This is a genomic window from Streptomyces massasporeus, assembly GCF_014648995.1.
Classification (GTDB): Bacteria; Actinomycetota; Actinomycetes; order Streptomycetales; family Streptomycetaceae; genus Streptomyces; species Streptomyces massasporeus.
Genome location: NZ_BMSE01000003.1, coordinates 138,208 through 164,818, shown reverse-complemented (window position 1 = coordinate 164,818; position 26,611 = coordinate 138,208). Strand labels below are relative to the sequence as shown.

Genomic DNA, 26,611 nt, shown 5'->3' with positions numbered 1-26,611 from the left:
CGTTGCTGAGATGGGTTACGCGAAGGAGACAGGCAGATGTCCGGCCACTCTAAATGGGCTACGACGAAGCACAAGAAGGCCGTGATCGACGCCAAGCGCGGCAAGCTCTTCGCGAAGCTGATCAAAAACATCGAGGTGGCTGCCCGGATGGGCGGCGTCGACATCGAGGGCAACCCCACTCTCTACGACGCCATCCAGAAGGCGAAGAAGCAGTCGGTCCCGAACAAGAACATCGACTCCGCGGTCAAGCGCGGCGGCGGCCTCGAGGCCGGCGGCGCCGACTACGAGACGATCATGTACGAGGGTTACGGCCCCAACGGTGTCGCGGTGCTGATCGAGTGCCTCACCGACAACCGCAACCGCGCCGCCTCCGAGGTCCGCGTCGCCATGACCCGCAACGGCGGCTCCATGGCCGACCCCGGCTCGGTGTCGTACCTGTTCAACCGCAAGGGCGTCGTGATCGTCCCCAAGGGCGAGCTGTCCGAGGACGACGTGCTGGGCGCCGTGCTCGACGCGGGCGCCGAAGAGGTCAACGACCTCGGCGAGAGCTTCGAGGTCCTCAGCGAGGCCACCGACCTGGTCGCGGTCCGCACGGCCCTCCAGGACGCCGGCATCGACTACGACTCCGCCGACGCCAACTTCGTCCCGACCATGCAGGTCGAGCTGGACGAGGAAGGCGCCAAGAAGATCTTCAAGCTGATCGACGCGCTGGAGGACAGCGACGACGTGCAGAACGTCTTCGCCAACTTCGATGTGAGCGACGAGGTCATGGAGAAGGTCGACGCGTAACGCGCCGCGAATGCCGCGATCTCGGCGGGCCGGGGACATACGTCTTCCGGCCCGCTGTCGTTGTCGGTGGCAGCGGATAGCCTGGCGTAGCCAAAGATCACCGTCCACGGACCGCGACCCTCAATCGAGGAAGCACGACGGTGCTCAGCCAGGTTCGCGAGAGCGGCGGCGGTTCAGCCGCACAAAGGGGAGGGCGCGTGCGCGTGCTGGGGGTGGACCCGGGACTGACCCGGTGTGGTGTCGGCGTAGTCGAGGGCGTCGCCGGACGGCCGCTCACGATGATCGGCGTCGGCGTCGTCCGCACGCCCGCGGACGCCGACCTCGGCCACCGTCTCGTCGCCGTCGAGCAGGGCATCGAGCAGTGGCTCGACGAGCACCGGCCCGAGTTCGTCGCGGTCGAGCGCGTCTTCAGCCAGCACAACGTCCGTACCGTGATGGGCACGGCCCAGGCCAGCGCCGTCGCCATGCTCTGCGCCGCCCGCCGCGGCATCCCCGTCGCGCTGCACACCCCGAGCGAGGTCAAGGCCGCCGTCACCGGCAGCGGCCGCGCCGACAAGGCACAGGTGGGCGCCATGGTCACCCGCCTGCTCCGGCTCAGCGCCCCGCCCAAACCCGCCGACGCGGCCGACGCCCTCGCCCTCGCCATCTGCCACATCTGGCGCGCCCCCGCGCAGAACCGACTCCAGCAGGCCGTCGCCCTGCACACCGCCAAAGCACCGAAAGGCCGGACGGCATGATCGCCTTCGTCAGCGGCACAGTGGCCGCACTCGCTCCGGACACCGCCGTCGTCGAGGTCGGCGGCGTCGGCATGGCCGTCCAGTGCACGCCGAACACGCTGTCCACGCTCCGCATGGGCCAGCCGGCCAAGCTGCACACCTCCCTGGTCGTCCGCGAGGACTCCCTCACCCTGTACGGCTTCACGGACGACGACGAACGGCAGGTCTTCGAGCTGCTCCAGACGGCCAGCGGCGTCGGCCCCCGCCTCGCCCAGGCCATGCTCGCCGTGCACAGTCCGGACGCCCTGCGCCGGGCCGTCGCGACCGCGGACGAGAAGGCCCTCACCGCCGTCCCCGGCATCGGCAAGAAGGGCGCGCAGAAACTGCTCCTGGAGCTGAAGGACCGGCTCGGCGCGCCGGTCGGTGCACCCGCCGTCGGCGCACCGGTCAGCAGCGGCTGGCGTGACCAGCTGCACGCGGCCCTGATCGGCCTCGGGTACACGACCCGGGAGGCCGACGAGGCCGTGACCGCCGTGGCCCCGCAGGCCGAGGCCGCCGAGGGCACGCCCCAGGTGGGCCAGCTGCTGAAGGCGGCCCTGCAGACGCTGAACCGCGCCCGCTAGTCCGAGCCGTCCGCACCCCCGTACCGAGATTCCGAGGCACACTCCATGAACTGGGACGACACCACCGACGCCGACGCCGCCGAGCGGCTGGTGGACTCCGTCGCCGACCGTGAGGACCAGGCCGTCGAGGCCGCCCTGCGCCCCAAGGACCTGGACGAGTTCATCGGCCAGGAGAAGGTCCGCGAGCAGCTCGACCTCGTGCTGCGCGCCGCACGCGCGCGTGGGGCCACCGCCGACCATGTGCTGCTCTCCGGGGCCCCCGGCCTCGGCAAGACCACCCTGTCGATGATCATCGCGGCCGAGATGGGCGCCCCCATCCGCATCACCTCGGGCCCCGCCATCCAGCACGCCGGCGACCTCGCCGCGATCCTCTCCTCGCTCCAGGAGGGCGAGGTCCTCTTCCTCGACGAGATCCACCGCATGTCCCGGCCCGCCGAGGAGATGCTGTACATGGCGATGGAGGACTTCCGCGTCGACGTCATCGTCGGCAAGGGCCCGGGCGCCACGGCCATCCCGCTGGAGCTGCCCCCCTTCACCCTGGTCGGCGCCACCACCCGGGCCGGCCTGCTGCCGCCCCCGCTGCGCGACCGCTTCGGTTTCACCGCGCACATGGAGTTCTACGAACCGGCCGAACTGGAGCGGGTCATCCACCGCTCGGCCAACCTCCTCGAAGTCGAGATCGAGCCGGAGGGCGCCGCCGAGATCGCCGGACGTTCCCGCGGCACGCCCCGCATCGCCAACCGCCTGCTGCGCCGCGTCCGCGACTACGCGCAGGTCAAGGCCGACGGCCTGATCACCAGGGACATCGCCGCGGCGGCCCTCGCCGTGTACGAGGTGGACGCGCGCGGCCTCGACCGCCTCGACCGGGGTGTGCTGGAAGCCCTGCTCAAGCTGTTCGGCGGCGGTCCGGTCGGCCTCTCCACGCTCGCTGTCGCGGTGGGGGAGGAACGTGAGACGGTGGAGGAGGTCGCCGAGCCCTTCCTCGTCAGGGAGGGCCTGCTGGCCCGGACCCCCCGCGGCCGGGTCGCCACCCCCGCCGCATGGGCGCATCTCGGCCTCACCCCGCCACGCTCCCAGAGCGCCGGAAACGGACAAGGGGACCTGTTCGGGGCGTGACGCCTCCGTCACGCCTTCGGGGCGGCGAGGTCAGTGGCCGCAAGGGGAACCCCGGTGCCATGCTGAGCGTTGTTCCATGCGCGCGGACTCGCTTAGACTCCGCCGATGCCGCCTTTGTCGGCGGCGTACATACCCCCAACCAGCTGGCCGCTCACAGCGCGGTCGTGTGAAGGAAGTACCGACCCGTGAGTCTCCTGACCCTCCTCCCGTTCATCGTGCTCATCGGGGCCATGTTCCTGATGACCCGGTCGGCCAAGAAGAAGCAGCAGCAGGCCGCCGACATGCGGAACCAGATGCAGCCCGGCAGCGGTATCCGCACCATCGGGGGCATGTACGCCACGGTCAAGGAAGTGAACGAGGACACCGTCCTCGTCGACGCCGGTCCCGGCGTCGATCTCCTCTTCGCCAAGAACGCCATCGGCGCCGTCCTCACCGACGACGAGTACAACCGCATCGTTCACGGCGTCGAGCACGACCTGAAGTCCGACGCCGACATCGTCCCGGACGACGCCTCCTCCCTCACCGCGACCGGCGAGTCCGCCGCCGACGCCCCCGGTGAGGACAAGGCCGTCGACCTCGGCAAGAAGGACGCGGCCGACGGGCCGGCCGACGAGGCCGCCGAGGCGAAGACGGACGCAGAGCCGAAGAAGACCGACGGCGACTCCGAGGCGAAGTAGTCGTGTCCCGGGGTGCGCGGGCAGGGCCCGCGCACCCCGGGACACGCCCAGCTCGCACGGAATCCCGACACCATGTCATGGCCGCCCGTCCGCCGATCCGGAGCGAGGTGGCCCGAGAGGGAGTACGAGAAGGTGGCCACACCTAAAAAGGGCCGGAGCGCGAGCGCCCAGAGCAAGCCGGGGCGCTCGCTGGCCCTGATCCTGATCGCCATCGTGGCGCTCACCGGGGGGATGTTCGCCTCGGGGCACACGAAGCCGCGACTCGGCATCGACCTTGCCGGCGGTACGAGCATCACGCTCCGTGCGGTCCCCGAGGCCGGCAACGAGTCGGCGATCAACAAGACCAACATGGACACGGCCGTCTCCATCATGGAGCGCCGCGTCAATGGTCTGGGCGTCTCGGAGGCCGAGGTCCAGACGCAGGGCCGCGACAACATCGTCGTGAACATCCCCAAGGGGACCAACTCCGAGCAGGCCCGCAAGCAGGTCGGCACCACCGCCAAGCTCTACTTCCGCCCGGTCATCGCCACCGAGGTCTCCGGCGGCAAGGGCGCGACCAGCCCCTCCCCGAGCCCCACCGGCAGCCCCTCGGGCAAGCCGTCCGCCGCGGCCAGCGACAAGCCCGCGGCCACCGACAAGAACTCGGCCTCGCCGTCCGCCACGCCCACCACCCAGGGCCGCGCGGTCACCGACGGGCTGAAGGCCGACGCTACGCCGTCCGCGAGCGCCCCGGACAAGGCCAGCCCCTCCCCGTCGGCGAGCGGCGGCTCCGCCGAGGCCGACGCGAACGCGCTGCAGGCGAAGTACGCCAAGCTCGACTGCACGGACACCAAGACCCGCTCCACCGTGGGCGACGGCGTCAAGGCCTCCCAGCCCACCCTGGCCTGCGGCAAGAACTCAGGGGGCCAGTGGCAGAAGTACCTCCTCGGCCCCGCCGAGGTCGACGGCACGGACGTCGACAAGGCCCAGGCCGTCCTGAACACCCAGACCGGTGCCGGCTGGACGGTCACGATGGACTTCACGGACGCCGGCGCCAAGAAGTTCGGCGACATCACCGGCAAGCTGGCCCAGAACCAGCCGCCGCAGAACCAGTTCGCCATCGTCCTGGACGGCGACGTGGTCTCCGACCCGTCCGTCAATCAGGCCCTGACCGGCGGCAACGCCGAGATCTCCGGCAACTTCAACCAGCAGTCCGCCCAGGAACTGTCCAACATGCTGAGTTACGGTGCGCTGCCGCTGACCTTCAAGGTCGACAGCATGACGACCGTGACCGCCGCGCTGGGCGGTGACCAGCTGCAGGCCGGCCTGATCGCCGGAGCGATCGGTCTGGCGCTGGTCGTCATCTACCTGCTGGCCTACTACCGCGGTCTGTCGTTCGTCGCGGTCCTCTCGCTGCTGGTCTCCGCCGCCCTCACCTACACACTCATGTCGCTGCTCGGCCCGGCCATCGGCTTCGCGCTGAACCTGCCGGCCGTCTGCGGTGCCATCGTCGCCATCGGCATCACGGCGGACTCGTTCATCGTCTACTTCGAACGCGTCCGCGACGAGATCCGCGAGGGCCGTACGCTGCGCCCCGCCGTCGAGCGGGCCTGGCCTCGAGCCCGGCGCACCATCCTGGTCTCCGACTTCGTGTCGTTCCTCGCCGCCGCGGTGCTCTTCATCGTCACCGTCGGCAAGGTGCGCGGCTTCGCCTTCACGCTCGGCCTGACCACGCTGCTCGACGTGGTGGTGGTCTTCCTCTTCACCAAGCCGCTGCTGACGCTGCTGGCCCGTCGCACCTTCTTCGCGAGCGGCCACAAGTGGTCCGGCCTGGACCCGAAGAGCCTGGGTGTCCAGCCGCCACTGCGCCGCACCCGCCGTCCCTCCGCCCCCGTCGAGACGAAGGAGGCGTGAGATGTCGAAACTCGGCAACCTCGGCGCCCGGCTGCACCGTGGCGAGATCGGCTACGACTTCGTCAAGAACCGCAAGATCTGGTACGGCCTGTCGATCCTGATCACCATCACGGCCATCGTCGGCCTGGCGGTGCGCGGCCTGAACATGGGCATCGAGTTCCAGGGCGGTGCCGTCTTCACCACCCCGAAGAACATGAGCGTCTCGGTGTCCCAGGCCGAGGAGTACGCGGAAACGGCCTCCGGTCACGACGCGATCGTCCAGGAGCTCGGCGACGGAAGCCTGCGCATCCAGGTCGCGGGCATCGAGACCGACAAGGCCAACCAGATCAAGAATCAGCTCTCGGACGACCTCAAGGTCGACGCGGAGCAGATCAACGCCGAACTGGTCGGTCCCAGCTGGGGCGAACAGATCGCCAACAAGGCCTGGCAGGGCCTCGGCATCTTCCTGATCCTCGTGGTGATCTACCTGGCGATCGCCTTCGAGTGGCGCATGGCGCTGGCCGCGTTCGTCGCGCTGATCCACGACATCACCATCACCGTCGGCATCTACGCCCTCGTCGGCTTCGAGGTCACACCGGGCACGGTGATCGGTCTGCTGACCATCCTCGGTTACTCGCTCTACGACACGGTCGTGGTGTTCGACAGCCTCAAGGAACAGACGAAGGACCTCACCAAGCAGACCCGCTGGACCTACAGCGACGTCGCCAACCGCTCGATCAACAGCACCCTGGTCCGCTCCATCAACACCACGGTGGTCGCGCTGCTGCCGGTCGCGGGCCTGCTGTTCATCGGTGGCGGTGTCCTCGGCGCCGGCATGCTGAACGACATCTCCCTGTCGCTGTTCGTCGGCCTCGCCGCCGGTGCCTACTCCTCGATCTTCATCGCCACGCCACTCGTCGCCGACCTCAAGGAGCGCGAGCCGGCGATGAAGGCCCTGAAGAAGCGCGTCCTCGCCAAGCGGGCCCAGGCCGCCGCCAAGGGCGAGACCCAGGTCCAGGGCGACGACGAGGCGTACGCGGACGAGCCCGAGGACGCCGCACCCGCGGTGGTCGGGCCGCGCAACCAGCCGGCCTCGCGCACGCGTGGCCGCGGCCGCCCCTCGGGGAAGCGCCGATGACCGACATCAAGGAGCTGCTGCTCAGCCGCATCCGCGACGTGGCCGACTACCCGGAGCCGGGCGTGATGTTCAAGGACATCACCCCGCTCCTGGCGGACCCGGCGGCGTTCACGGCCCTGACCGACACCCTCGCCGAGATCGCCGAGCGCACCGGCGCCACCAAGGTCATCGGCCTGGAGGCCCGCGGCTTCATCCTCGGCGCCCCGGTCGCCGTCCGGGCGGGGCTCGGCTTCATCCCCGTACGCAAGGCGGGCAAGCTCCCCGGAGCGACCCTCGCCCAGGCCTACGACCTGGAGTACGGCTCGGCGGAGATCGAGGTGCACGCCGAGGACCTCACCGCCGGGGACCGTGTGCTGATCGTCGACGACGTCCTCGCCACCGGCGGCACCGCCGAGGCATCGGTCCAGCTCATCCGCCGGGCCGGTGCCGAGGTCGCGGGTCTCGCCGTCCTCATGGAGCTCGGCTTCCTGAGCGGCCGCGCCCGCCTGGAGCCGGCGCTGAACGGCGCCCCGCTGGAGGCGCTGCTCACGGTCTAGCGACCACGGCGTCCCGGCGGACACCGGCACGACACCGCGGAGGCGGGCCCGGAGGAATCCGGAGCCCGCCTTCCGTGTTTTGCGGGGTAGACGGTCCTCACATTGGCCTGAAGGCGATCCTGGAGCTCAGGATCGCTACCATGGGGTCTCCGGAACCTGACCGGGGGACCCGGATCGCGCACGAGGAGCCCTCTTGCCAGACGAGGCCCAGCACCTGACCGCCGCCAAGCCCGAGTCCGCCTCGGCAGCCGCGGCGAAGCCCGCGCCGAACGCGCCCCACGCGAAGAACGACACCCGCGGGCCGGTCGAGCATGCCCAGGCGGCACCGGTCGACAAACCCGCCGATCAGTCGCGGCCCAAGCCCACCCCGCCGCCCGCGGTACGTCAGGCAGCCGGACAGCCGGCCCGCTCCGGCTCCTCCAACCGCGTCCGCGCCCGTCTGGCCCGTCTCGGTGTGCAGCGCGCGAACCCGTACAACCCGGTGCTGGAGCCGCTGCTGCGGATAGTGCGCAGCAACGACCCGAAGATCGAGACGGCCACGCTCCGCCAGATCGAGCGCGCCTACCAGGTCGCCGAGCGCTGGCACCGCGGCCAGAAGCGCAAGAGCGGCGACCCGTACATCACGCACCCCCTCGCCGTCACCACCATCCTCGCCGAGCTGGGCATGGATCCGGCCACGCTGATGGCCGGCCTGCTGCACGACACGGTCGAGGACACCGAGTACGGCCTGGACGACCTGCGCCGCGACTTCGGCGACGTCGTCACGCTGCTCGTCGACGGCGTCACCAAGCTGGACAAGGTCAAGTTCGGCGAGGCCGCGCAGGCCGAGACCGTGCGCAAGATGGTCGTCGCCATGGCCAAGGACCCGCGCGTCCTGGTCATCAAGCTCGCCGACCGCCTGCACAACATGCGCACCATGCGCTACCTCAAGCGCGAGAAGCAGGAGAAGAAGGCGCGCGAGACCCTGGAGATCTACGCGCCGCTCGCCCACCGCCTGGGCATGAACACCATCAAGTGGGAGCTGGAGGACCTCGCCTTCGCGATCCTCTACCCCAAGATGTACGACGAGATCGTCCGGCTGGTGGCCGAGCGGGCGCCGAAGCGTGACGAGTACCTGGCCATCGTCACCGACGAGGTCCAGCAGGACCTGCGCGCGGCCCGCATCAAGGCGACCGTCACCGGCCGCCCGAAGCACTACTACAGCGTCTACCAGAAGATGATCGTCCGTGGCCGGGACTTCGCGGAGATCTACGACCTGGTGGGCATCCGCGTCCTCGTGGACACCGTCCGCGACTGCTACGCGGCCCTCGGCACGGTGCACGCGCGATGGAATCCGGTCCCCGGCCGGTTCAAGGACTACATCGCGATGCCCAAGTTCAACATGTACCAGTCGCTGCACACGACGGTCATCGGCCCCGGCGGCAAACCGGTCGAGCTGCAGATCCGCACCTTCGACATGCACCGCCGCGCCGAGTACGGCATCGCCGCGCACTGGAAGTACAAGCAGGAGGCCGTCGCCGGCGCCTCGAAGGTGCGCAGCGACGCCCCCAAGTCGTCCGGCAAGAGCAAGGACGACCACCTCAACGACATGGCGTGGCTGCGGCAGCTCCTGGACTGGCAGAAGGAGACCGAGGACCCGGGCGAGTTCCTGGAGTCCCTGCGCTTCGACCTGTCCCGCAACGAGGTCTTCGTCTTCACCCCCAAGGGCGACGTCATAGCGCTCCCGGCCGGCGCGACCCCGGTCGACTTCGCGTACGCCGTGCACACCGAGGTCGGGCACCGCACGATAGGCGCCCGCGTCAACGGCCGGCTGGTCCCGCTGGAGTCCACCCTCGACAACGGCGACCTGGTGGAGGTCTTCACCTCCAAGGCAGCCGGCGCCGGCCCCTCCCGCGACTGGCTCGGCTTCGTCAAGTCACCGCGCGCCCGCAACAAGATCCGCGCCTGGTTCTCCAAGGAACGCCGCGACGAGGCGATCGAGCAGGGCAAGGACGCCATCGTCCGCGCGATGCGCAAGCAGAACCTGCCGATCCAGCGCATCCTGACCGGCGACTCCCTGGTGACCCTCGCGCACGAGATGCGCTACGCCGACATCTCCGCGTTGTACGCGGCGATCGGCGAGGGCCATGTCTCCGCGCAGAACATCGTGCAGAAGCTGGTCCAGGCCCTCGGCGGCGAGGAGGCCGCCACCGAGGAGATCGACGAGTCGGTCCCGCCGGCCCGCGGCCGCAGCCGCAAGCGCCGTTCCAGCGCCGACCCGGGCGTCGTCGTCAAGGGCGTCGAGGACGTGTGGGTCAAGCTGGCCCGCTGCTGCACCCCCGTCCCGGGCGACCCCATCATCGGCTTCGTCACCCGCGGCAGCGGCGTATCGGTTCACCGCAGCGACTGCGTGAACGTCGACTCGCTGTCCCGCGAGCCCGAGCGGATCCTCGACGTCGAGTGGGCGCCCACCCAGTCCTCGGTCTTCCTGGTCGCCATCCAGGTCGAGGCCCTGGACCGCTCCCGGCTCCTCTCGGACGTCACCCGCGTGCTGTCCGACCAGCACGTCAACATCCTCTCCGCGGCCGTCCAGACCTCCCGCGACCGCGTCGCCACCTCCCGCTTCACCTTCGAGATGGGCGACCCGAAGCACCTCGGCCATGTGCTGAAGGCGGTCCGGGGCGTGGAGGGTGTCTACGACGTGTACCGGGTGACGTCGGCGCGCAGCAGGTCGTAACCGCTCGTCAGCGGTCGGCACCTCCGACCACACGAAAGGGGCTCCCGTACACCTCGTACGGGAGCCCCTTTCGACGGACTGCTCAGCCTCCGAACTCCTGCAGGCCCTTCAGCGCCTGGTCCAGCAGCGCCTGGCGGCCGTCGAGCTCACGCTGGAGCTTGTCGGCCCTGGCGTTGTTGCCCTGCGCCCGCGCCTGCTCGATCTGGCCCCGCAGCTTGTCCACCGCTGCCTGGAGCTGGCCGGTGAGACCCTCGGCACGCGCGCGTGCCTCCGGGTTCGTCCGGCGCCACTCGGCCTCCTCGGCCTCCTGGATGGCCCGCTCGACCGCGTGCATCCGGCCCTCGACCTTCGGCCGGGAGTCGCGCGGCACATGGCCGATGGCCTCCCAGCGCTCGTTCACGTTCCGGAACGCGGCGCGGGCCGCCTTCAGGTCCGTGATCGGCAGGAGCTTCTCGGCCTCCTCGGCCAGCTCCTCCTTGAGCTTGAGGTTCTCCGACTGCTCGGCGTCCCGCTCGGCGAAGACCGAGCTGCGGGCCGCGAAGAAGACGTCCTGGGCGCCGCGGAAGCGGTTCCACAGGTCGTCCTCGTGCTCGCGCTGAGCGCGGCCCGCGGCCTTCCACTCGGACATCAGCTCGCGGTAGCGCGCCGCCGTCACGCCCCAGTCCGTCGAGTTCGACAGCGCCTCGGCCTCGGAGACCAGCCGCTCCTTGGTCTTGCGGGCCTCCTCGCGCTGCGCGTCCAGCTGCGCGAAGTGCTGCTTGCGCCGCTTGGAGAACGCCGAGCGCGCGTGCGAGAACCGGTGCCACAGCTCGTCGTCGGACTTGCGGTCCAGGCGCGGCAGACCCTTCCAGGTGTCCACCAGGGCCCGCAGCCGCTCACCGGCCGCCCGCCACTGGTCGGACTGCGACAGCTCCTCCGCCTCGGCGACCAGCGCCTCCTTGGCGTGACGGGCCTCGTCGGACTGCTTCGCCCGCTGCGCCTTGCGCTCCTCGCGGCGCGCTGCCACCAGCTCCACCAGCTTGTCCAGCCGGACCCGCAGGGCGTCCAGGTCGCCCACCACGTGGTGCGCGTCGACCTGCTCGCGGATGTGGTCGATGGCGGCCTGGGCGTCCTTGGCCGACAGGTCGGTGGTCTTCACTCGCTTCTCGAGGAGGCCGATCTCGACAACCAGGCCCTCGTACTTGCGCTCGAAATAGGCCAGCGCCTCCTCGGGGGAGCCTGCCTGCCAGGAACCGACGACCTGCTCGCCGTCGGCCGTACGCACGTACACGGTCCCCGTCTCGTCGACGCGGCCCCACGGGTCGCTGCTCACAGCGCCTCCTCCACATGATGCCTGCGAGGGGCCTCAGCTCCCCCGGGCATCGTCCACAGTTTCGTCACGGCCAACATAGGCGACCGGCGGGGGGCGTGTCCGCATCCCGCGCGACCGAAATTTCGCAGTTGGGGGTCAGGATTTCGTGATCGTGGCCTTGTTGATCACGACCGTCGCGTTGGGTGCCGTGTTGCCCGTCTGAGGGTCGGGAGCCTGCGCCCCGGCGTCCGCGATTTTCTTGAGGACCTTCATGCCCGCCTCGGACACCGTGCCGAACGGTGTGTAGTCGGGCGGCAGCTGACTGTCCTGGTAGACGAGGAAGAACTGGCTGCCGCCGCTGTCGCGGCCCTGCTTCGTCTGCGCGTTGTACTGGTTCGCCATCGCGACCGTGCCCGCCGGGTACATCCCGCCCTTGAGGCTCTTGTCCTTGAGGTTCTCGTCCGGGATGGTGTAGCCCGGTCCGCCCATGCCGGTGCCCTGCGGGTCGCCGCACTGCAGGACGTAGATGCCCTGATTCGTGAGCCGGTGGCACTTGCTGTGGTCCAGGTAGCCCTTGCCGAGAAGGAAGTTGAACGAGTTGACGGTGTGCGGCGCCGCCGACGCCTTCAGCGCGACGTCTATCTCGCCGCAGGTCGTGTCCAGCTTCATCGTGTACGTCGCCGACTCGTCGACGGTCATCGCCGGTTCCTTCTTCCAGGTCTCCGACTTGACCTTGCCCGGGGCCGGCTTCTCGCACGGGTCCGGGGCCTTGCTGGGCGTGGCGCTCGGCGTGACCTCCGCGTTCGCGTTCTCCTTCTTGCCGTCGTCCTCGAACGGCTTGGTCAGGAAGACCGTCACCGACAGGACCACGATCACGCCGAGAGCCGAGGCGATCACGGAGTTGCGGATACGGGCCTTGCGTCGCGCGTCAGTGCGTCGCTGCTGCTGCCGCAAGAACTTCTCCCGGGCGAGCTGACGCCGCCGCTGTTCCTGGCTGACCACCGGGTTCTCTCCTCAAGGGTCTGATACGTCGACCGGTACGCGTGCGTCCTGTGTGCCGAGCGCGTGCGTGTGCCCCGTACCGTATATGGGTTCGCTGAGGAATCGGCAGCGCCGGTAGGCTCTGTGAGCAGCCTTAGCCGCCCGTATGTCGACACAACGAAGGACGATCGTGCTCATTGCCGGGTTCCCCGCCGGGGCCTGGGGGACGAACTGCTACCTCGTCGCCCCCGCCGCCGGTGAGGAGTGCGTGATCATCGACCCCGGCCATCAGGCCGCCGACGGCGTCGAGGAAGCGATCAGGAAGCATCGCCTCAAGCCCGTCGCCGTCGTCCTCACCCACGGCCACATCGACCACGTGGCGTCGGTCGTCCCGGTGTGCGGCGCGCACGACGTGCCGGCCTGGATCCACCCGGACGACCGGTACATGATGAGCGACCCCGAGAAGGGGATCGGCCGTTCCATCGGGATGCCGCTGCTGGGCGAGCTGACCGTGGGGGAGCCGGACGACGTCAAGGAGCTGACCGACGGGGCGAAGCTGGAGCTGGCGGGCCTGGAGCTGTCCGTCGCGCACGCGCCGGGCCATACCAAGGGGTCGGTGACCTTCGGCATGCCCGAGGCGGCGGACATCCCGCCGATCCTCTTCTCGGGCGACCTGCTGTTCGCCGGCTCCATCGGACGTACCGACCTGCCCGGCGGTGACATGGCCGAGATGCTCGACTCGCTGGCCCGCGTGTGCCTGCCGCTCGACGACTCGACCGTGGTGCTGTCCGGCCACGGCCCCCAGACGACCATCGGCCAGGAGCGCTCCACCAACCCGTATCTGCGGCAGGTGGCCGCCGGCCAGGGACCCGCTCGGGCTCCCCGACGAGGAATGTGACGAGACCTTCCGTGAGCACCTTCAAGGCCCCCAAGGGCACGTACGACCTGATCCCCCCGGACAGCGCCACCTACCTCGCCGTCCGTGAGGCGATCGCCGCCCCGCTGCGCAACTCCGGCTACGGCTACATCGAGACGCCGGGCTTCGAGAACGTCGAACTCTTCGCGCGCGGGGTCGGTGAGTCCACCGACATCGTGACCAAGGAGATGTACGCCTTCGAGACCAAGGGCGGCGACCGGCTCGCCCTGCGCCCCGAGGGCACGGCCTCCGTTCTGCGCGCGGCGCTGGAGGCCAACCTGCACAAGGCCGGCAACCTCCCGGTCAAGCTCTGGTACTCCGGCTCGTACTACCGCTACGAGCGCCCCCAGAAGGGCCGTTACCGCCACTTCTCCCAGGTCGGTGCCGAGGCGATCGGCGCGGAGGACCCGGCGCTTGACGCCGAGCTGCTCATCCTGGCCGACCAGGCGTACCGCTCGCTGGGCCTGAGCAACTTCCGGATCCTGCTCAACAGCCTCGGCGACCAGGAGTGCCGCCCGGTGTACCGGACGGCGCTGCAGGAGTTCCTGCGCGGCCTGGACCTGGACGAGGACACCCTGCGCCGCGCGGAGATCAACCCGCTGCGCGTCCTGGACGACAAGCGCGAGTCGGTCCAGAAGCAGCTGGGGGACGCGCCGCTCCTGCGGGACTACCTGTGCGACGCGTGCAAGGCCTACCACGAGGAGGTCCGCGAGCTGATCACGGCGGCGGGCGTCTCCTTCGAGGACGACCCGAAGCTGGTCCGCGGCCTGGACTACTACACCCGCACCACCTTCGAGTTCGTCCACGACGGTCTCGGCTCGCAGTCCGCGGTGGGTGGCGGCGGCCGCTACGACGGCCTCTCCGAGATGATCGGTGGCCCCGCGCTGCCGTCGGTCGGCTGGGCCCTCGGCGTCGACCGCACGGTCCTCGCCCTGGAAGCGGAGGGCGTCGAGCTGGAACTGCCCGCGACCACCAGCGTGTTCGCCGTCCCGCTCGGCGAGGAGGCCCGCCGCGTCCTGTTCGCCAAGGTCACCGAGCTGCGCAAGAACGGCATCGCGGCCGACTTCTCCTACGGCGGCAAGGGCCTCAAGGGCGCGATGAAGAACGCCAACCGCAGCGGCGCCCGCTACACGGTCGTCGTCGGCGAACGCGATCTCGCCGAGGGCGTCGTCCAGCTCAAGGACATGGAGTCCGGCGAACAGACGGCGGTGGGCGTGAACGAGATCGTGGCGGAGCTGGAAGCGCGGCTGGGCTGATCAGCCGCCCGGACGGGAACGGCCTCGTGCCTTCACAGCCCCCGTGGCTCTGGAGGCCGAGGCCGGTTCCGTTCTCTCCGTCCGCCGTCGCTTGAGGACGAGGGTCTTCGGGCCGATGGGGGGTTCGAGGGGCGCAGCTCCTGGCGGGGGCGAAGGGGCGGAGCCCCTGGGGAGGGGACGGGTAAGGGCGGCGGGGGCGAGAACCGCGGTCCAGCAGCCTCAGTCCAGTAGCCCGAACCGCATCGCGCTGGTGACCGCCGCCGTCCGGTCGTCCACCCCCAGCTTCCCGAAGACCCGCAGCAGATACGTCTTCACCGTCGACTCCCCGATGAACAACCGCCGCCCGATCTCCGCGTTCGTGCACCCCTCGGCCACCAGCCGCAGGACCGCCGTCTCGCGCTCCGAGAGCCGGGGCCGCTCCGGCTTCGTCCGCAGCTGGTCGACCAGCCGGGCCGCCACCGACGGGGCCAGGACCGTCTCGCCGCGCGCGGCGGCCCGCACCGCGTCCGCCAGTTCCGCTCGCGGCAGGTCCTTCAGCAGATAGCCCGCCGCCCCCGCCTCCACCGCCCGCAGGATGTCCCGGTCCGTCTCGTACGTCGTCAGGACCACCACGCGGCAGGGCAGTCCGGCCCCGGCCATCCGCACGATGGAGTCCACGCCCCCACCACCCGGCATCCGCAGGTCCATCAGGACGATGTCCGGCCGCAGTTCAGCCGCCAGCGCCTCCGCCTGCGGCCCGCTGGACGCGTCGGCGACGACCTCCAGGTCGGACTCCGCACTGAGCATCGCCCGCAGCCCCTCCCGCACGACGGGATGGTCGTCGGCCAGGATGATCCGGATCACGGGCGCCTCCTCCGTACGACGGGCAGCCGGACGGTCACGACCGTGCCGTCGCCCGGGGAGCTGCGCACCTCGGCGGTGCCGCCCACTTCGGCGGCCCGGGCCCGCAGCCCCGCCAGTCCGTACCCGCCGCTGACGGCGGTCGCGTCGAAGCCACGGCCGCAGTCCCGTACCGACACCGTCAGCGAGTCGTCGGCGTACGCCAGTGACACACCGACCGTCACCGGACTCCCCGCGTGCTTACGGGCGTTGGCCAGCGCCTCCTGACAGGCGCGCAGCGCCACCACCTCCGGGCCCGCGGGCAGCGTCCGCACCGGCCCGGTCACCTCCAGCACGGCATCATGACGCGCGGCCAGCCGCCGCAGCGCGTCCGGCAGGGACGCGCCCTCCAGGTCCGCCGGGGCACCCCCGGCGACCAGGGCCCGGGCCTCGGCGAGGTTCTGCCGGGCCGTCTCGTCCATCAGCCGCAGATGACGCCGCGCCTCGGACACGTCATGGTCCAGCTCCGCCTCGACCGCCTGGATCAGCATCACCAGACTGGTGAACCCCTGCGCCAGCGTGTCGTGGATCTCCCGGGCCAGCCGCTCCCGCTCGGCGAGCGCCCCGTGCGCCTCGGACAGCCGGCCGAGCTCGTGGCGGCTCGCGTCCAGCTCGGCGATCAACTCCGCCCGCTCCTGGCTCTGTTCGATGATCCGGATGATCCAGATGCCGACGGCCACCGAGAACACCAGGGTGACCACCGAGAACAGCACGTCGAAGGCCAGCTCCCGGGCACCGGGCCACCACAACAGCGCCCAGCCCGCCACGGGAACCAGGTTCATCACGGCCACCGCCACCAGCGCCGACCGCAGGCGCAGCGTCATGAAGCACTGCGGGATCAGCGCGAACGTCAGCACCCGCGTCTCACCGGCGAGCACTGCCGACGGCAGGAACAGGGCCAGCGCCGCCGCCAGATAACCGATCGCCTGCCGCTGGTCGGGCGGATCGCCCCGGATCAGCCGCCGCCCGGCCACCACGTACAGCGGCACGAGCGGCACGAGCAGCGCCGCCGCGACCCCGCGGAGCGGCCAGCCGGGCCGCTCCGCGGCCAGCACGTAGGCCACCGTGGCCACCCAGATCAGCGCGAAGTACGTGTCCCAGAGCCGGAACGAGCGCTCCCAGTGATAGGCGCTCGCGGCATCGCTCATCCGGTGCGCCGGTCCTTCCAGCGGAACGTCAGCAGACACAGGGCCAATCCTCCGACGCACCACGCGCCCAGCACCAGGGCCACGCGTCCCGACTCCCAGCTCCCCGCCTGCTCCAGCACCTGCGCCGACTCCGGCAGGAACACCCCGCGCAGCCCCTGGCACATCCACTTGAGCGGGAACAGCGCCCCGATGTTCAGCATCCAGTCCGGAATGGTGCCGATGGCGATGTACACCCCGGAGATGAACTGCAGCACCAGGAAGGGCAGGACGACCACCGAGCTCGCGCTGTTCGCGGAGTTCGGGACCGAGCTGATCGCGATGCCGAGCAGTGCGCAGGCCGTGATGCCCAGCACGAAGACCCACGCCAGGTCGAACCAGCGGCCCGCGTCCGAGGGGAGGCCCACGCCGTAACAGGTCGTGCCGACGAGGAGGAGGACCGCCGTCTCCAGCAGACCGGTGAACAGAACCAGCCAGATCTTGCCCAGGAAGTAGGCCGCGGGTGGCATGGGCGTGCCCCGCAGCCGGCGCAGCACCTTGTCCTCCCGCTCGATCGCGATCGAGATGCCGAGCGCCTGGAAGCTCGTCGACATGATCCCGGCGGCCATCATCGCCGGCACGTACAGCTGCGAGGCGGTGATGCCCGCGCCCTCCACGTCGTCCCGGAAGATCGACGCGAACAGGAACAGGAAGACGACCGGGAAGGCGAACGTGAACACCACCTGGTCGCGCTGGCGGAAGAACTGCCTGATCTCCAGGGCGCCCCGCCGCAGCCCCAGCCCCCACGCGCCGGGCAGCCGCCCGACGCCGACCGCACCGCGCTCCCGTACGGGGGTGGTGGTCATCGCGCGTCCTCCTGGGACTGTCCGGTCAGCCGGAGGTAGACGTCCTCCAGCGTGGGGCGGGTCACCGTCAGCCCCGGGATCTCGCCGCCGAAGCGCCCCATGAGATCGGCGACGGCCCGCGTCGGCGTTCCGGTGCGCGTCGCGCGCGGGCTGCCGTCCGGCTCGGTCCACGCCACGGTGGCCTCGGTGCCGTACCGCTCCCGCAGGGCTCCGGGTTCGCCCTCGGCGACGATCCGGCCCTCGGCGACTACGGCCAGCCGGTGCACGAGGGCCTCCGCCTCCTCCAGGTAGTGCGTGGTCAGCACGATGGTCGTGCCCTCGTCGGCCAGGGCGCGGATCAACGACCAGAACTGCCGCCGGGCCGCCGGGTCGAACCCGGTCGTCGGCTCGTCCAGGAGCAGCAGGTCGGGGCCCCCGATGACGCCGAGCGCCACGTCCAGGCGCCTGCGCTGGCCGCCCGACAGCGCCTTGATCCGGCTGTCCGCCTTCGCCTCCAGACCGACCAGGCCGATGACCTCCTCCGGGTCCCGCGGCCGGGGGTAGTAGCGGGCGAAGTGCCGCACGGTCTCCCGGACCGTCAACTCGGCGGGTGCCGATTCGTCCTGCCAGACGATTCCGACACGAGAGCGCCACGCGCGCGTGCCGGTCGCCGGGTCCGACCCGAGCACGGACACCTCGCCCGCGTCCCGGTCCCGGTTGCCCTGGAGGATCTCCACCGTGGTGCTCTTGCCCGCGCCGTTGGGCCCGAGCAGGCCGAACACCTCGCCCCGCCGGATGCCGAGATCGATGCCGTCGACGGCGGTCAGGTCCCCGTAGCGCTTGCGCAGCCCCCGCACGTCCACGGCGAGTTCGTACCCCTGTGCTGTCATGCGACGAGCGTCGGCCGGAACGCACCCCTCAGGGACGACCGGGCGGACATCCTTATGTCCACTGAACGGTGGACAGGGGCACCTGTGCGGCACAATGGCCCTGCCCGAAGATGTTCAGATCTCGAGTGACGGAATCGGCGTGATGAGCAAGACGACAGTCAGGGACGTCTCCATGGAGTCCGAGCCGGAGCCTGCCGAGATCGCACCGCGCGCGGAGGGCGGCAGCCGGGCTCTCGCCCTGCTGCTGGTGATCACCGGCGCGGCCGGACTGCTCGCCGCGTGGGTCATCACGATCGACAAGTTCAAGATCCTCGAGGCCAAGGTCGAGGGCAAGACCTTCACACCCGGCTGCAGCCTCAACCCGGTCGTCTCCTGCGGCAGCGTCATGGAGAGCAAGCAGGCCGCCGTCTTCGGCTTCCCGAACCCGATGCTCGGCCTCGTCTGCTACGGCATCGTCATCGGCGTCGGCGTGGCCCTGCTCGCCCGCGCCCGCTTCCCGCGCTGGTACTGGCTCACCTTCAACGCCGGCTGCCTCTTCGGCGTGGTCTTCTGCGCCTGGCTGATGTTCCAGTCCCTGTACCGGATCAACGCGCTCTGCTTGTGGTGCAGCCTGGCCTGGGTCGCCACGATCCTGATGTTCTGGTACGTGACGTCGTTCAACATCCGCAAGGGCTTCCTGCCCGCCCCGACCTGGCTCAAGAGCTTCTTCGGCGAGTTCACCTGGGTCATGCCCGTGCTGCACATCGGCATCATCGGCATGCTGGTCCTGACCCGCTGGTGGGACTTCTGGCTGAGCTGAGCCCTCGGTTCCGGGGCGCGGCCGGATTGTCGGTGCCGTGACTTAGGGTTTCTGACGTGGAGCCCGATCTGTTCACCGCCGCAGCCGAAGAACGCCAGGAGAAGGAGCCGTCCAGCAGCCCCCTGGCGGTCCGGATGCGCCCGCGCACCCTCGACGAGGTCGTGGGCCAGCAGCATCTGCTCAAGCCGGGCTCACCCCTGCGCAGACTGGTCGGGGAGGCGTCCGGCCCGGCCGGCCCCTCCTCGGTGCTCCTCTGGGGCCCGCCCGGCACCGGCAAGACCACCCTGGCCTACGTCGTCTCCAAGGCGACCGATGCCCGCTTCGTGGAGCTGTCCGCGATCACCGCGGGTGTCAAGGAGGTCCGCGCGGTCATCGACGGCGCCCGCCGCGCCTCCGGCGGCTACGGCAAGGAGACCGTCCTCTTCCTCGACGAGATCCACCGCTTCAGCAAGGCCCAGCAGGACTCCCTGCTCCCGGCCGTCGAGAACCGCTGGGTGACGCTCATCGCGGCGACGACGGAGAACCCGTACTTCTCGGTGATCTCCCCCCTGCTGTCCCGCTCCCTGCTGCTCACCCTCGAACCGCTCACGGACGAGGACATCAGGAGCCTCGTCCGCCGTGCCCTCACCGACGAACGCGGCCTCAAGGACGCCGTCACCCTCCCCGAGGAGACCGAGAACCACCTCCTGCGGATCGCCGGAGGTGACGCCCGCCGCGCCCTGACCGCCCTGGAGGCGGCCGCCGGAGCCGCCCTCGACAAGGGCGAGGCGGAGATCGGCCTGACCACCCTGGAGGAGACGGTCGACCGGGCCGCCGTGAAGTACGACCGCGACGGCGACCAGCACTACGACGTGGCCAGCGCCCTGATCAAGTCCATCCGAGGCTCCGACGTCGACGCCGCCCTGCACTACCTGGCCCGGATGATCGAGGCCGGCGAGGACCCCCGCTTCATCGCCCGCCGCCTGATGATCTCCGCCAGCGAGGACATCGGCCTGGCCGACCCGACCGCACTGCAGACGGCGGTGGCCGCCGCCCAGGCCGTGGCCATGATCGGCTTCCCCGAAGCCGCCCTCACCCTCAGCCACGCCACGATCGCCCTCGCCCTGGCCCCCAAGTCCAACGCCGCGACCACCGCGATCGGCGCCGCCCTCGAAGATGTCCGCAAGGGCTTGGCCGGACCCGTCCCCGCCCATCTGCGCGACAGCCACTACAAGGGCGCGACCAAGCTCGGCCACGGCCAGGGCTACGTCTACCCGCACGACCTGCCCGAGGGCATCGCGGCCCAGCAGTACGCCCCCGACGAACTGAAGGGCCGCGAGTACTACGAGCCGACCCGGCACGGCGCGGAGGCCCGCTACGCGGACGCGGTGGAGTGGACCCGGAAGAACCTCGGTCGAAAGCGGTCCTGAGCACCCTGTAAACTCGATCGGAGTGCCGCGTCCCGTGCAGTCAGAACGGGACAGTCGGCCGGAGCCCGGTCCCCGGACCGGCTCCAGGAGCGTCGCGCACCGTCGAACGGTGTCGCGGGCAGCCCACCACCACCGTCGCACGACGGAACCGGTCGGTGGGCCACTCGCGTGCTGCACGTATGTGCCCAGACCAGGGGAGCGGCTGCCCACCGGGGTCCACCAGGACCGAGGAGGGTTTCCCCGGCTGCGGATGCGACCTCCCTCAACCCTGACAAGCCGGAAACCAGGAAAGAGAAAAAGACAGTGGCGAACCAGTCCCGCCCCAAGGTCAAGAAGTCGCGTGCCCTCGGCATCGCGCTGACCCCGAAGGCCGTCAAGTACTTCGAGGCCCGCCCCTACCCGCCCGGTGAGCACGGCCGCGGCCGCAAGCAGAACTCGGACTACAAGGTCCGTCTGCTCGAGAAGCAGCGTCTGCGCGCGCAGTACGACGTGTCCGAGCGCCAGCTCGTCCGCGCCTACGAGCGTGCCTCCAAGGTCCAGGGCAAGACCGGTGAGGCCCTGATCATCGAGCTGGAGCGCCGTCTCGACGCCCTGGTTCTGCGTTCGGGCATCGCCCGCACGATCTACCAGGCCCGCCAGATGGTCGTGCACGGCCACATCGCGGTCAACGGCAAGAAGGTCGACAAGCCCTCCTTCCGTGTCCGTCCGGACGACGTGGTGCAGGTCCGCGAGCGCTCCAAGGAGAAGACCCTCTTCACGATCGCTCGTGAGGGTGGCTTCGCCCCCGACGGTGAGACCCCGCGCTACCTCCAGGTGAACCTCAAGGGCCTGGCGTTCCGCCTGGACCGCGAGCCGAACCGCAAGGAGATCCCGGTGATCTGCGACGAGCAGCTCGTCGTCGAGTACTACGCCCGCTGATCCTCCTCAGCGACGCGGTACCACCGGCCTCGCGCCGAGCCCGCCGCCTCCCACCGTCATGGTGGGAGGCGGCGGGTTTCTCGTTTCCCCCCGCTTCCCCAACTCGTCCCAGAAATCCGCTTGTTGTGCCGATCTTGTGTGGTCATACTTTCGACTGGTGATCATCGAGCTCCGTCCTTCGACGGGCCACCACAGGGGAGACAACAAGTGAAGATGCGTGTGATGTCCGCCGCCGTCGTCGCGCTCGCGGCCGCCGCGGTCGGCCTTGCCACCACTCCGGCCAGCGCCGCCGGGTGCGCGCACGGCCTGCGGCTCTACTACAACTCCAACCAGGCCGGCTCCTCCGCCTGTTACGTGAACGGCTCGGACAACTTCGCCGGGGACGTCTTCACCTCGGCGGGCGCCGGCTCGGGCCAGCCCGTCAAGAACAACGCCGCGTCCGCGCGGAACTACCGGAGCTTCACCGGGGACACCTGGCCCACCGCGCGGATCTTCTTCAACTCGAACTGGGGTGGCGTCTACGACGACGTCGACGCCGGCACCGCCCGCAACCTGAAGAACACCTACAACAACAACGCGTCCCTCACGTGGGTGCTCTGACCTTCGGCGGACGGGGCGGCGTCCTGGGTGCCCTGGGCGCCGCCCTGTTGTTGCTCACCGGATGCTCCACGGACCCCGCGGCCTCGAAGGGGACACCGGCAGCCGAGGAGGCGCCGGCCATGCGCCCCAGCGTCGGTCTGCGCCTGCCGCTGCAGGACTACCTCTACTCCGACGCCGACCTCCGCACGGTCAAGCGGGCCATGCGCACCCTCACCGAGAAGTGCATGCGCCGCTACAAGGTCACCCACGACTTCGGCCCGCCGGCCCCGGCGATGGGACCGCGCAGCATCACCGACCGCCGCTACGGCCTGACCGACGCGCGCATGGCCCGCACCACCGGCTACCACCTCGGTGACCGTGACCCCCGCACCCACCCGGTCCCCGAGCGCACCCCACCCCACGGCAAGGCCCTCACCGTGATCGCGGGGGCGGACAAACCCGCGGAGGTGAACGGCGTGCGCGTACCGGCCCGCGGGTGTGCGGGGGAGGCCGAGCGCGAGATCGTCGGATCCGGCCGGCTCGGATCGAGCGACCTGGCGCAGGACCTCAACGGCGAGAGCTTCACCGCCACCAAGGCCGACCCCCGCGTCGTCAAGGCGTTCCGGGCCTGGTCCCGGTGCATGAAGGAGCGGGACTACGCGTACCCCGATCCGTTGGCCGTCATGAACGACAAGCGGTTCCAGGGCAACACGCCCGCCCCGCTGGAGATCGAGGTCGCCACGGCGGACGTGGCCTGCAAGGCGCGCACCGACGTCACCGGCATCTGGTACCGCGCCGAGGTCGCCTACCAGAAGACGCTGATCGCGCGGAACGCGAAGGCCCTGGCCGCCGTGCGCGAGCAGAAGCGGGACCAGCTCGCGGCCGCCCGCGCCGTCGACTGAGGCGACCGGCCCCCGCACCGGACGCCTCGACAGCCCGCTCCCCGGCGCCGCGCCCGCCCGCCGGAGCCAAATCCGGTACGGAGTGCCGTCGCGGTCGCGATAGGCTCGTCGCACGACTTTTTCGATGTTCAGGCACGTTTCAGGGAGCGGGTGCACACAGTGTCCGGTGGAGAGGTTGCCGGGATCCTGGTGGCCGTCTTCTGGGCGATCCTGGTCTCCTTCCTCGCCGTCGCGCTGGCGAGGGTGGCCCAGACGCTCAAGGCGACCACCAAGCTCGTGGCGGACGTGACCGACCAGGCCGTCCCGCTGCTGGCCGACGCCTCCACGGCGGTGCGCTCCGCGCAGACCCAGATCGACCGGGTCGACTCGATCGCCTCCGACGTCCAGGAGGTCACGTCGAACGCCTCGGCGCTGTCGACGACCGTCGCCTCCACCTTCGGCGGCCCCCTGGTCAAGGTCGCGGCCTTCGGCTACGGCGTGCGGCGGGCCCTGGGCGGCCGCAAGGAGGACGTGCCCGCCAAGGCGTCCAGGCGTACCGTGATCGTGGGCCGTACGGTCACTCGGCGCAGCGCCCGAGGGAAGAGGGACTGAGAGCCAGCGATGTTCCGCCGCACCTTCTGGTTCACCACGGGCGTCGCCGCCGGTGTGTGGGCCACCACCAAGGTCAATCGCAAGCTGAAGCAGCTGACCCCCGAGAGCCTCGCCAGAACCGCCGGGAACAAGGCGATCGAGGCCGGTCACCGCATCAAGGACCGAGCCGTGGGCTTCGCGCTCGACGTCCGCGACAACATGGCCGTGCGGGAGGCCGAACTGGGCGACGCCCTCGGGATCAACGAGAATCCGGAGCTGCCCGCACCCCGGCGTCACATCGCCATCGAGAACCGCAACAACCCGAAGTACGTCGAGGGTTCGACGTACCAGACGCACCCGTACAACCGGAATGAGGACCACTGATGGAGTCGGCTGAGATTCGCCGCCGCTGGTTGAGCTTCTTCGAGGAGCGCGGTCACACCGTCGTCCCTTCGGCGTCGCTCATCGCGGACGACCCGACTCTGCTCCTCGTCCCGGCCGGCATGGTGCCCTTCAAGCCCTACTTCCTGGGTGAGGTCAAGCCGCCCTTCGCGCGCGCCACCAGCGTGCAGAAGTGCGTGCGCACGCCCGACATCGAAGAGGTCGGCAAGACCACCCGGCACGGCACCTTCTTCCAGATGTGCGGCAACTTCTCCTTCGGCGACTACTTCAAGGAAGGCGCCATCAAGCACGCCTGGGAGCTGCTCACCAGCGCCCAGGACAAGGGCGGTTACGGCCTCGACCCCGAGCGCCTGTGGATCACCGTCTACAAGGACGACGACGAGGCCGAGCGCATCTGGCACGAGGTCGTCGGCGTGCCGAAGGAGCGCATCCAGCGCCTCGGCATGAAGGACAACTACTGGTCCATGGGCGTCCCCGGCCCCTGCGGCCCGTGTTCCGAGATCAACTACGACCGCGGCCCCGACTTCGGCGTCGAGGGCGGTCCCGCCGTCAACGACGAGCGGTACGTGGAGATCTGGAACCTCGTCTTCATGCAGTACGAGCGGGGCGAGGGCATCGGCAAGGACAACTTCGAGATCCTCGGCGAACTGCCCAGCAAGAACATCGACACCGGCCTCGGCCTCGAGCGCCTCGCCATGATTCTGCAGGGCGTGCAGAACATGTACGAGATCGACACCTCGATGGCCGTCATCAACAAGGCCACCGAGCTGACCGGCGTCCGCTACGGCGACGCCCACGACTCGGACGTCTCGCTGCGCGTGGTCACCGACCACATGCGCACCTCGGTGATGCTGATCGGCGACGGTGTCACCCCCGGCAACGAGGGCCGCGGCTACGTGCTGCGCCGCATCATGCGCCGCGCCATCCGCAACATGCGCCTGCTCGGCGCCACCGGTCCGGTCGTGAAGGACCTGATCGACACCGTGATCGAGATGATGGGCCAGCAGTACCCCGAGCTCATCACCGACCGCGAGCGCATCGAGAAGGTCGCCCTCGCCGAGGAGAACGCCTTCCTCAAGACGCTGAAGGCCGGCACCAACATCCTCGACACGGCCGTCACCGACACCAAGGCCGCCGGCGGCACCGTCCTGGCCGGCGACAAGGCCTTCCTGCTCCATGACACCTGGGGCTTCCCGATCGACCTCACCCTGGAGATGGCCGCCGAGCAGGGCCTCTCCGTGGACGAGGACGGCTTCCGCCGGCTGATGAAGGAGCAGCGGGAGCGCGCCAAGGCCGACGCCCAGGCCAAGAAGACCGGGCACGCCGGTGCCGGTGCCTACCGTGAGATCGCCGACCAGGCCGGTGCCACCGACTTCATCGGCTACACCGACACCGAGAGCGAGTCCACGATCGTCGGCATCCTCGTCGACGGCGCCTCCTCCCCGGCCGCCGCCGAGGGCGACGAGGTCGAGATCGTCCTCGACCGCACCCCCTTCTACGCCGAGGGCGGTGGCCAGATCGGCGACACCGGCCGCATCAAGGTCGACACCGGTGCCGTCATCGAGATCCGCGACTGCCAGAAGCCGGTCCCGGGGGTCTACGTCCACAAGGGCGTAGTCCAGGTCGGCGAGGTCACCGTCGGTGCCAAGGCCCACGCCTCGATCGACTCCCGTCGCCGCACGGCCATCGCCCGTGCCCACTCGGCCACGCACCTGACCCACCAGGCCCTGCGCGACGCCCTCGGCCCGACGGCCGCCCAGGCCGGTTCCGAGAACCAGCCCGGCCGCTTCCGCTTCGACTTCGGCTCCCCGTCCGCCGTCCCGACGGCCGTGATGACCGACGTCGAGCAGAGGATCAACGAGGTGCTCGCCCGCGACCTCGACGTCCGCGCCGACGTCATGGGCATCGACGAGGCCAAGAAGCAGGGCGCCATCGCCGAGTTCGGCGAGAAGTACGGCGAGCGCGTCCGTGTGGTCACCATCGGCGACTTCTCCAAGGAGCTGTGCGGCGGCACCCACGTGCACAACACCGCCCAGCTCGGTCTGGTCAAGCTGCTCGGCGAATCCTCCATCGGCTCCGGTGTGCGCCGGATCGAGGCCCTCGTCGGCGTGGACGCCTACAACTTCCTCGCCCGGGAGCACACGGTCGTCGCCCAGCTCCAGGAGCTGATCAAGGGTCGCCCGGAGGAGCTCCCGGAGAAGGTCTCCGCCATGCTCGGCAAGCTGAAGGACGCCGAGAAGGAGATCGAGAAGTTTCGCGCCGAGAAGGTCCTCCAGGCCGCCGCCGGTCTCGCCGAGTCGGCCAAGGACATCCGTGGCGTTGCTGTCGTGACCGTTCAGGTCCCGGACGGCACGACCGCCGACGACCTGCGCAAGCTGGTCCTCGACGTGCGCGGACGCATCCAGGGCGGGCGGGCCGCCGTCGTCGCCCTGTTCACGGTGGCGAACGGCAAGCCGCTCACGGTCATCGCCACCAACGAGGCCGCCCGCGAGCGCGGCCTGAAGGCCGGCGAACTGGTCCGTACGGCCGCCAAGACCCTCGGCGGCGGCGGTGGCGGCAAGCCGGACGTCGCCCAGGGCGGCGGCCAGAACCCGACCGCCATCGGTGACGCCGTGGACGCCGTGGAGCGCCTGGTCACCGAGACGGCCAAGTAAGAGACGGGTCGGA

25 protein-coding genes are annotated in these 26,611 nt (G+C 70.2%); 19 read left to right on the top strand and 6 right to left on the bottom strand.

Features of this window, described 5'->3' with window-relative positions:
* The first annotated feature begins 36 nt into the window (after nt 1-36).
* From IE153_RS10000 to relA, 9 genes are all read left to right on the top strand, one after another.
* Entirely contained in the window at nt 37-789 is a 753-nt protein-coding gene (locus IE153_RS10000; protein ID WP_031104466.1) for a YebC/PmpR family DNA-binding transcriptional regulator, read from the top strand.
* 197 nt (nt 790-986) lie between these two features.
* Nucleotides 987-1,526 (top strand): crossover junction endodeoxyribonuclease RuvC, encoded by a 540-nt coding sequence (ruvC, locus tag IE153_RS09995; RefSeq protein ID WP_175431467.1) that lies wholly within the window; start codon nt 987-989, stop codon nt 1,524-1,526.
* Nucleotides 1,523-2,128: a Holliday junction branch migration protein RuvA gene (ruvA, locus tag IE153_RS09990; protein ID WP_189589396.1), complete on the top strand. Its 606-nt coding sequence runs from the start codon at nt 1,523-1,525 to the stop codon at nt 2,126-2,128. The genes ruvC and ruvA overlap by 4 nt, the downstream gene beginning before the upstream one ends.
* Nucleotides 2,129-2,173: 45 nt before the next feature.
* Nucleotides 2,174-3,244: a Holliday junction branch migration DNA helicase RuvB gene (gene ruvB, locus IE153_RS09985; RefSeq protein ID WP_189589395.1), complete on the top strand. Its 1,071-nt coding sequence runs from the start codon at nt 2,174-2,176 to the stop codon at nt 3,242-3,244.
* A gap of 185 nt (nt 3,245-3,429) precedes the next feature.
* Nucleotides 3,430-3,921 (top strand): preprotein translocase subunit YajC, encoded by a 492-nt coding sequence (gene yajC, locus IE153_RS09980; RefSeq protein WP_189589394.1) that lies wholly within the window; start codon nt 3,430-3,432, stop codon nt 3,919-3,921.
* Nucleotides 3,922-4,053: 132 nt separating this feature from the next.
* The gene (secD, locus tag IE153_RS09975; protein WP_189589393.1) at nt 4,054-5,814 is read left to right on the top strand and encodes a protein translocase subunit SecD; all 1,761 of its coding nucleotides are present in this window, start codon (nt 4,054-4,056) and stop codon (nt 5,812-5,814) included.
* A 1-nt stretch (nt 5,815) separates the two neighbouring features.
* Nucleotides 5,816-6,931 carry a protein translocase subunit SecF gene (gene secF, locus IE153_RS09970; RefSeq protein ID WP_189589392.1) on the top strand — a complete coding sequence of 372 codons (1,116 nt, stop codon included), beginning with the start codon at nt 5,816-5,818 and terminating at the stop codon, nt 6,929-6,931.
* Nucleotides 6,928-7,467 (top strand): adenine phosphoribosyltransferase, encoded by a 540-nt coding sequence (locus IE153_RS09965; RefSeq protein WP_189589391.1) that lies wholly within the window; start codon nt 6,928-6,930, stop codon nt 7,465-7,467. Before secF ends, IE153_RS09965 begins: the two co-directional genes overlap by 4 nt.
* Before the next feature lie 193 nt (nt 7,468-7,660).
* Nucleotides 7,661-10,183, top strand: a complete 2,523-nt coding sequence (gene relA, locus IE153_RS09960) for a GTP pyrophosphokinase (protein WP_189589390.1) — start codon at nt 7,661-7,663, stop codon at nt 10,181-10,183.
* 82 nt (nt 10,184-10,265) lie between these two features.
* Here relA and IE153_RS09955 read toward each other — a convergent pair whose 3' ends face one another.
* A complete protein-coding gene (locus IE153_RS09955; RefSeq protein WP_189589389.1) occupies nt 10,266-11,495 on the bottom strand; it encodes a DUF349 domain-containing protein in 1,230 nt (409 codons plus the stop codon).
* A 135-nt stretch (nt 11,496-11,630) separates the two neighbouring features.
* A complete protein-coding gene (locus IE153_RS09950) occupies nt 11,631-12,476 on the bottom strand; it encodes a peptidylprolyl isomerase (protein WP_189589388.1) in 846 nt (281 codons plus the stop codon).
* Nucleotides 12,477-12,645: 169 nt separating this feature from the next.
* Here IE153_RS09950 and IE153_RS09945 point away from each other — a divergent pair, with 169 nt between their 5' ends.
* Nucleotides 12,646-13,353, top strand: coding sequence for an MBL fold metallo-hydrolase (locus IE153_RS09945; RefSeq protein ID WP_189589387.1), 708 nt, complete (start codon nt 12,646-12,648; stop codon nt 13,351-13,353).
* Between the two features lie 11 nt (nt 13,354-13,364).
* Nucleotides 13,365-14,627, top strand: a complete 1,263-nt coding sequence (gene hisS, locus IE153_RS09940; RefSeq protein WP_189589386.1) for a histidine--tRNA ligase — start codon at nt 13,365-13,367, stop codon at nt 14,625-14,627.
* Nucleotides 14,628-14,846: 219 nt separating this feature from the next.
* On the opposite strand, the gene IE153_RS09935 is transcribed toward hisS, so the two are convergent.
* The 4 genes from IE153_RS09935 to IE153_RS09920 are packed head-to-tail and all read right to left on the bottom strand — an operon-like array spanning nt 14,847 to nt 18,365.
* Nucleotides 14,847-15,470, bottom strand: a complete 624-nt coding sequence (locus tag IE153_RS09935) for a response regulator (protein WP_097215544.1) — start codon at nt 15,468-15,470, stop codon at nt 14,847-14,849.
* Complete coding sequence (locus IE153_RS09930) at nt 15,467-16,654, bottom strand: sensor histidine kinase (protein WP_189589385.1); 1,188 nt, start codon at nt 16,652-16,654, stop codon at nt 15,467-15,469. Before IE153_RS09930 ends, IE153_RS09935 begins: the two co-directional genes overlap by 4 nt.
* Nucleotides 16,651-17,496, bottom strand: a complete 846-nt coding sequence (locus tag IE153_RS09925; protein ID WP_189589384.1) for an ABC transporter permease — start codon at nt 17,494-17,496, stop codon at nt 16,651-16,653. The genes IE153_RS09930 and IE153_RS09925 overlap by 4 nt, the downstream gene beginning before the upstream one ends.
* Nucleotides 17,493-18,365 (bottom strand): ABC transporter ATP-binding protein, encoded by an 873-nt coding sequence (locus IE153_RS09920; RefSeq protein ID WP_189589383.1) that lies wholly within the window; start codon nt 18,363-18,365, stop codon nt 17,493-17,495. The genes IE153_RS09925 and IE153_RS09920 overlap by 4 nt, the downstream gene beginning before the upstream one ends.
* A gap of 142 nt (nt 18,366-18,507) precedes the next feature.
* Here IE153_RS09920 and IE153_RS09915 point away from each other — a divergent pair, with 142 nt between their 5' ends.
* The 8 genes from IE153_RS09915 to alaS all read left to right on the top strand — a co-directional run bounded on the left by IE153_RS09915 (nt 18,508) and on the right by alaS (nt 26,598).
* Nucleotides 18,508-19,164: a vitamin K epoxide reductase family protein gene (locus tag IE153_RS09915; protein WP_189589382.1), complete on the top strand. Its 657-nt coding sequence runs from the start codon at nt 18,508-18,510 to the stop codon at nt 19,162-19,164.
* Between the two features lie 56 nt (nt 19,165-19,220).
* The gene (locus tag IE153_RS09910; RefSeq protein WP_189589381.1) at nt 19,221-20,573 is read left to right on the top strand and encodes a replication-associated recombination protein A; all 1,353 of its coding nucleotides are present in this window, start codon (nt 19,221-19,223) and stop codon (nt 20,571-20,573) included.
* A 303-nt stretch (nt 20,574-20,876) separates the two neighbouring features.
* The gene (rpsD, locus tag IE153_RS09905; RefSeq protein WP_031104240.1) at nt 20,877-21,491 is read left to right on the top strand and encodes a 30S ribosomal protein S4; all 615 of its coding nucleotides are present in this window, start codon (nt 20,877-20,879) and stop codon (nt 21,489-21,491) included.
* Nucleotides 21,492-21,704: 213 nt separating this feature from the next.
* Nucleotides 21,705-22,091, top strand: a complete 387-nt coding sequence (locus IE153_RS09900; protein ID WP_189589617.1) for a peptidase M23 — start codon at nt 21,705-21,707, stop codon at nt 22,089-22,091.
* Nucleotides 22,079-22,972, top strand: a complete 894-nt coding sequence (locus IE153_RS09895; protein WP_189589380.1) for a hypothetical protein — start codon at nt 22,079-22,081, stop codon at nt 22,970-22,972. The genes IE153_RS09900 and IE153_RS09895 overlap by 13 nt, the downstream gene beginning before the upstream one ends.
* Before the next feature lie 150 nt (nt 22,973-23,122).
* The gene (locus IE153_RS09890; protein ID WP_051715496.1) at nt 23,123-23,563 is read left to right on the top strand and encodes a DUF948 domain-containing protein; all 441 of its coding nucleotides are present in this window, start codon (nt 23,123-23,125) and stop codon (nt 23,561-23,563) included.
* 9 nt (nt 23,564-23,572) lie between these two features.
* Nucleotides 23,573-23,926, top strand: a complete 354-nt coding sequence (locus tag IE153_RS09885) for a hypothetical protein (RefSeq protein ID WP_189589379.1) — start codon at nt 23,573-23,575, stop codon at nt 23,924-23,926.
* Nucleotides 23,926-26,598: an alanine--tRNA ligase gene (gene alaS, locus IE153_RS09880; protein ID WP_189589378.1), complete on the top strand. Its 2,673-nt coding sequence runs from the start codon at nt 23,926-23,928 to the stop codon at nt 26,596-26,598. Before IE153_RS09885 ends, alaS begins: the two co-directional genes overlap by 1 nt.
* The last annotated feature ends 13 nt before the right edge of the window (nt 26,599-26,611 follow it).

Bases quoted from the DNA above. Each gene is read 5' to 3' on its own strand.
- IE153_RS10000 (WP_031104466.1), top strand. From the start codon at position 37: ATGTCCGGCCACTCTAAATGGGCTACGACGAAGCACAAGAAGGCCGTG.
- ruvA (WP_189589396.1), top strand. From the start codon at position 1,523: ATGATCGCCTTCGTCAGCGGCACAGTGGCCGCACTCGCTCCGGACACC.
- ruvB (WP_189589395.1), top strand. From the start codon at position 2,174: ATGAACTGGGACGACACCACCGACGCCGACGCCGCCGAGCGGCTGGTG.
- secF (WP_189589392.1), top strand. From the start codon at position 5,816: ATGTCGAAACTCGGCAACCTCGGCGCCCGGCTGCACCGTGGCGAGATC.
- IE153_RS09965 (WP_189589391.1), top strand. From the start codon at position 6,928: ATGACCGACATCAAGGAGCTGCTGCTCAGCCGCATCCGCGACGTGGCC.
- IE153_RS09930 (WP_189589385.1), bottom strand. From the start codon at position 16,654: ATGAGCGATGCCGCGAGCGCCTATCACTGGGAGCGCTCGTTCCGGCTC.
- IE153_RS09925 (WP_189589384.1), bottom strand. From the start codon at position 17,496: ATGACCACCACCCCCGTACGGGAGCGCGGTGCGGTCGGCGTCGGGCGG.
- IE153_RS09920 (WP_189589383.1), bottom strand. From the start codon at position 18,365: ATGACAGCACAGGGGTACGAACTCGCCGTGGACGTGCGGGGGCTGCGC.
- IE153_RS09915 (WP_189589382.1), top strand. From the start codon at position 18,508: ATGAGCAAGACGACAGTCAGGGACGTCTCCATGGAGTCCGAGCCGGAG.
- IE153_RS09900 (WP_189589617.1), top strand. From the start codon at position 21,705: ATGCGTGTGATGTCCGCCGCCGTCGTCGCGCTCGCGGCCGCCGCGGTC.
- IE153_RS09885 (WP_189589379.1), top strand. From the start codon at position 23,573: ATGTTCCGCCGCACCTTCTGGTTCACCACGGGCGTCGCCGCCGGTGTG.
- alaS (WP_189589378.1), top strand. From the start codon at position 23,926: ATGGAGTCGGCTGAGATTCGCCGCCGCTGGTTGAGCTTCTTCGAGGAG.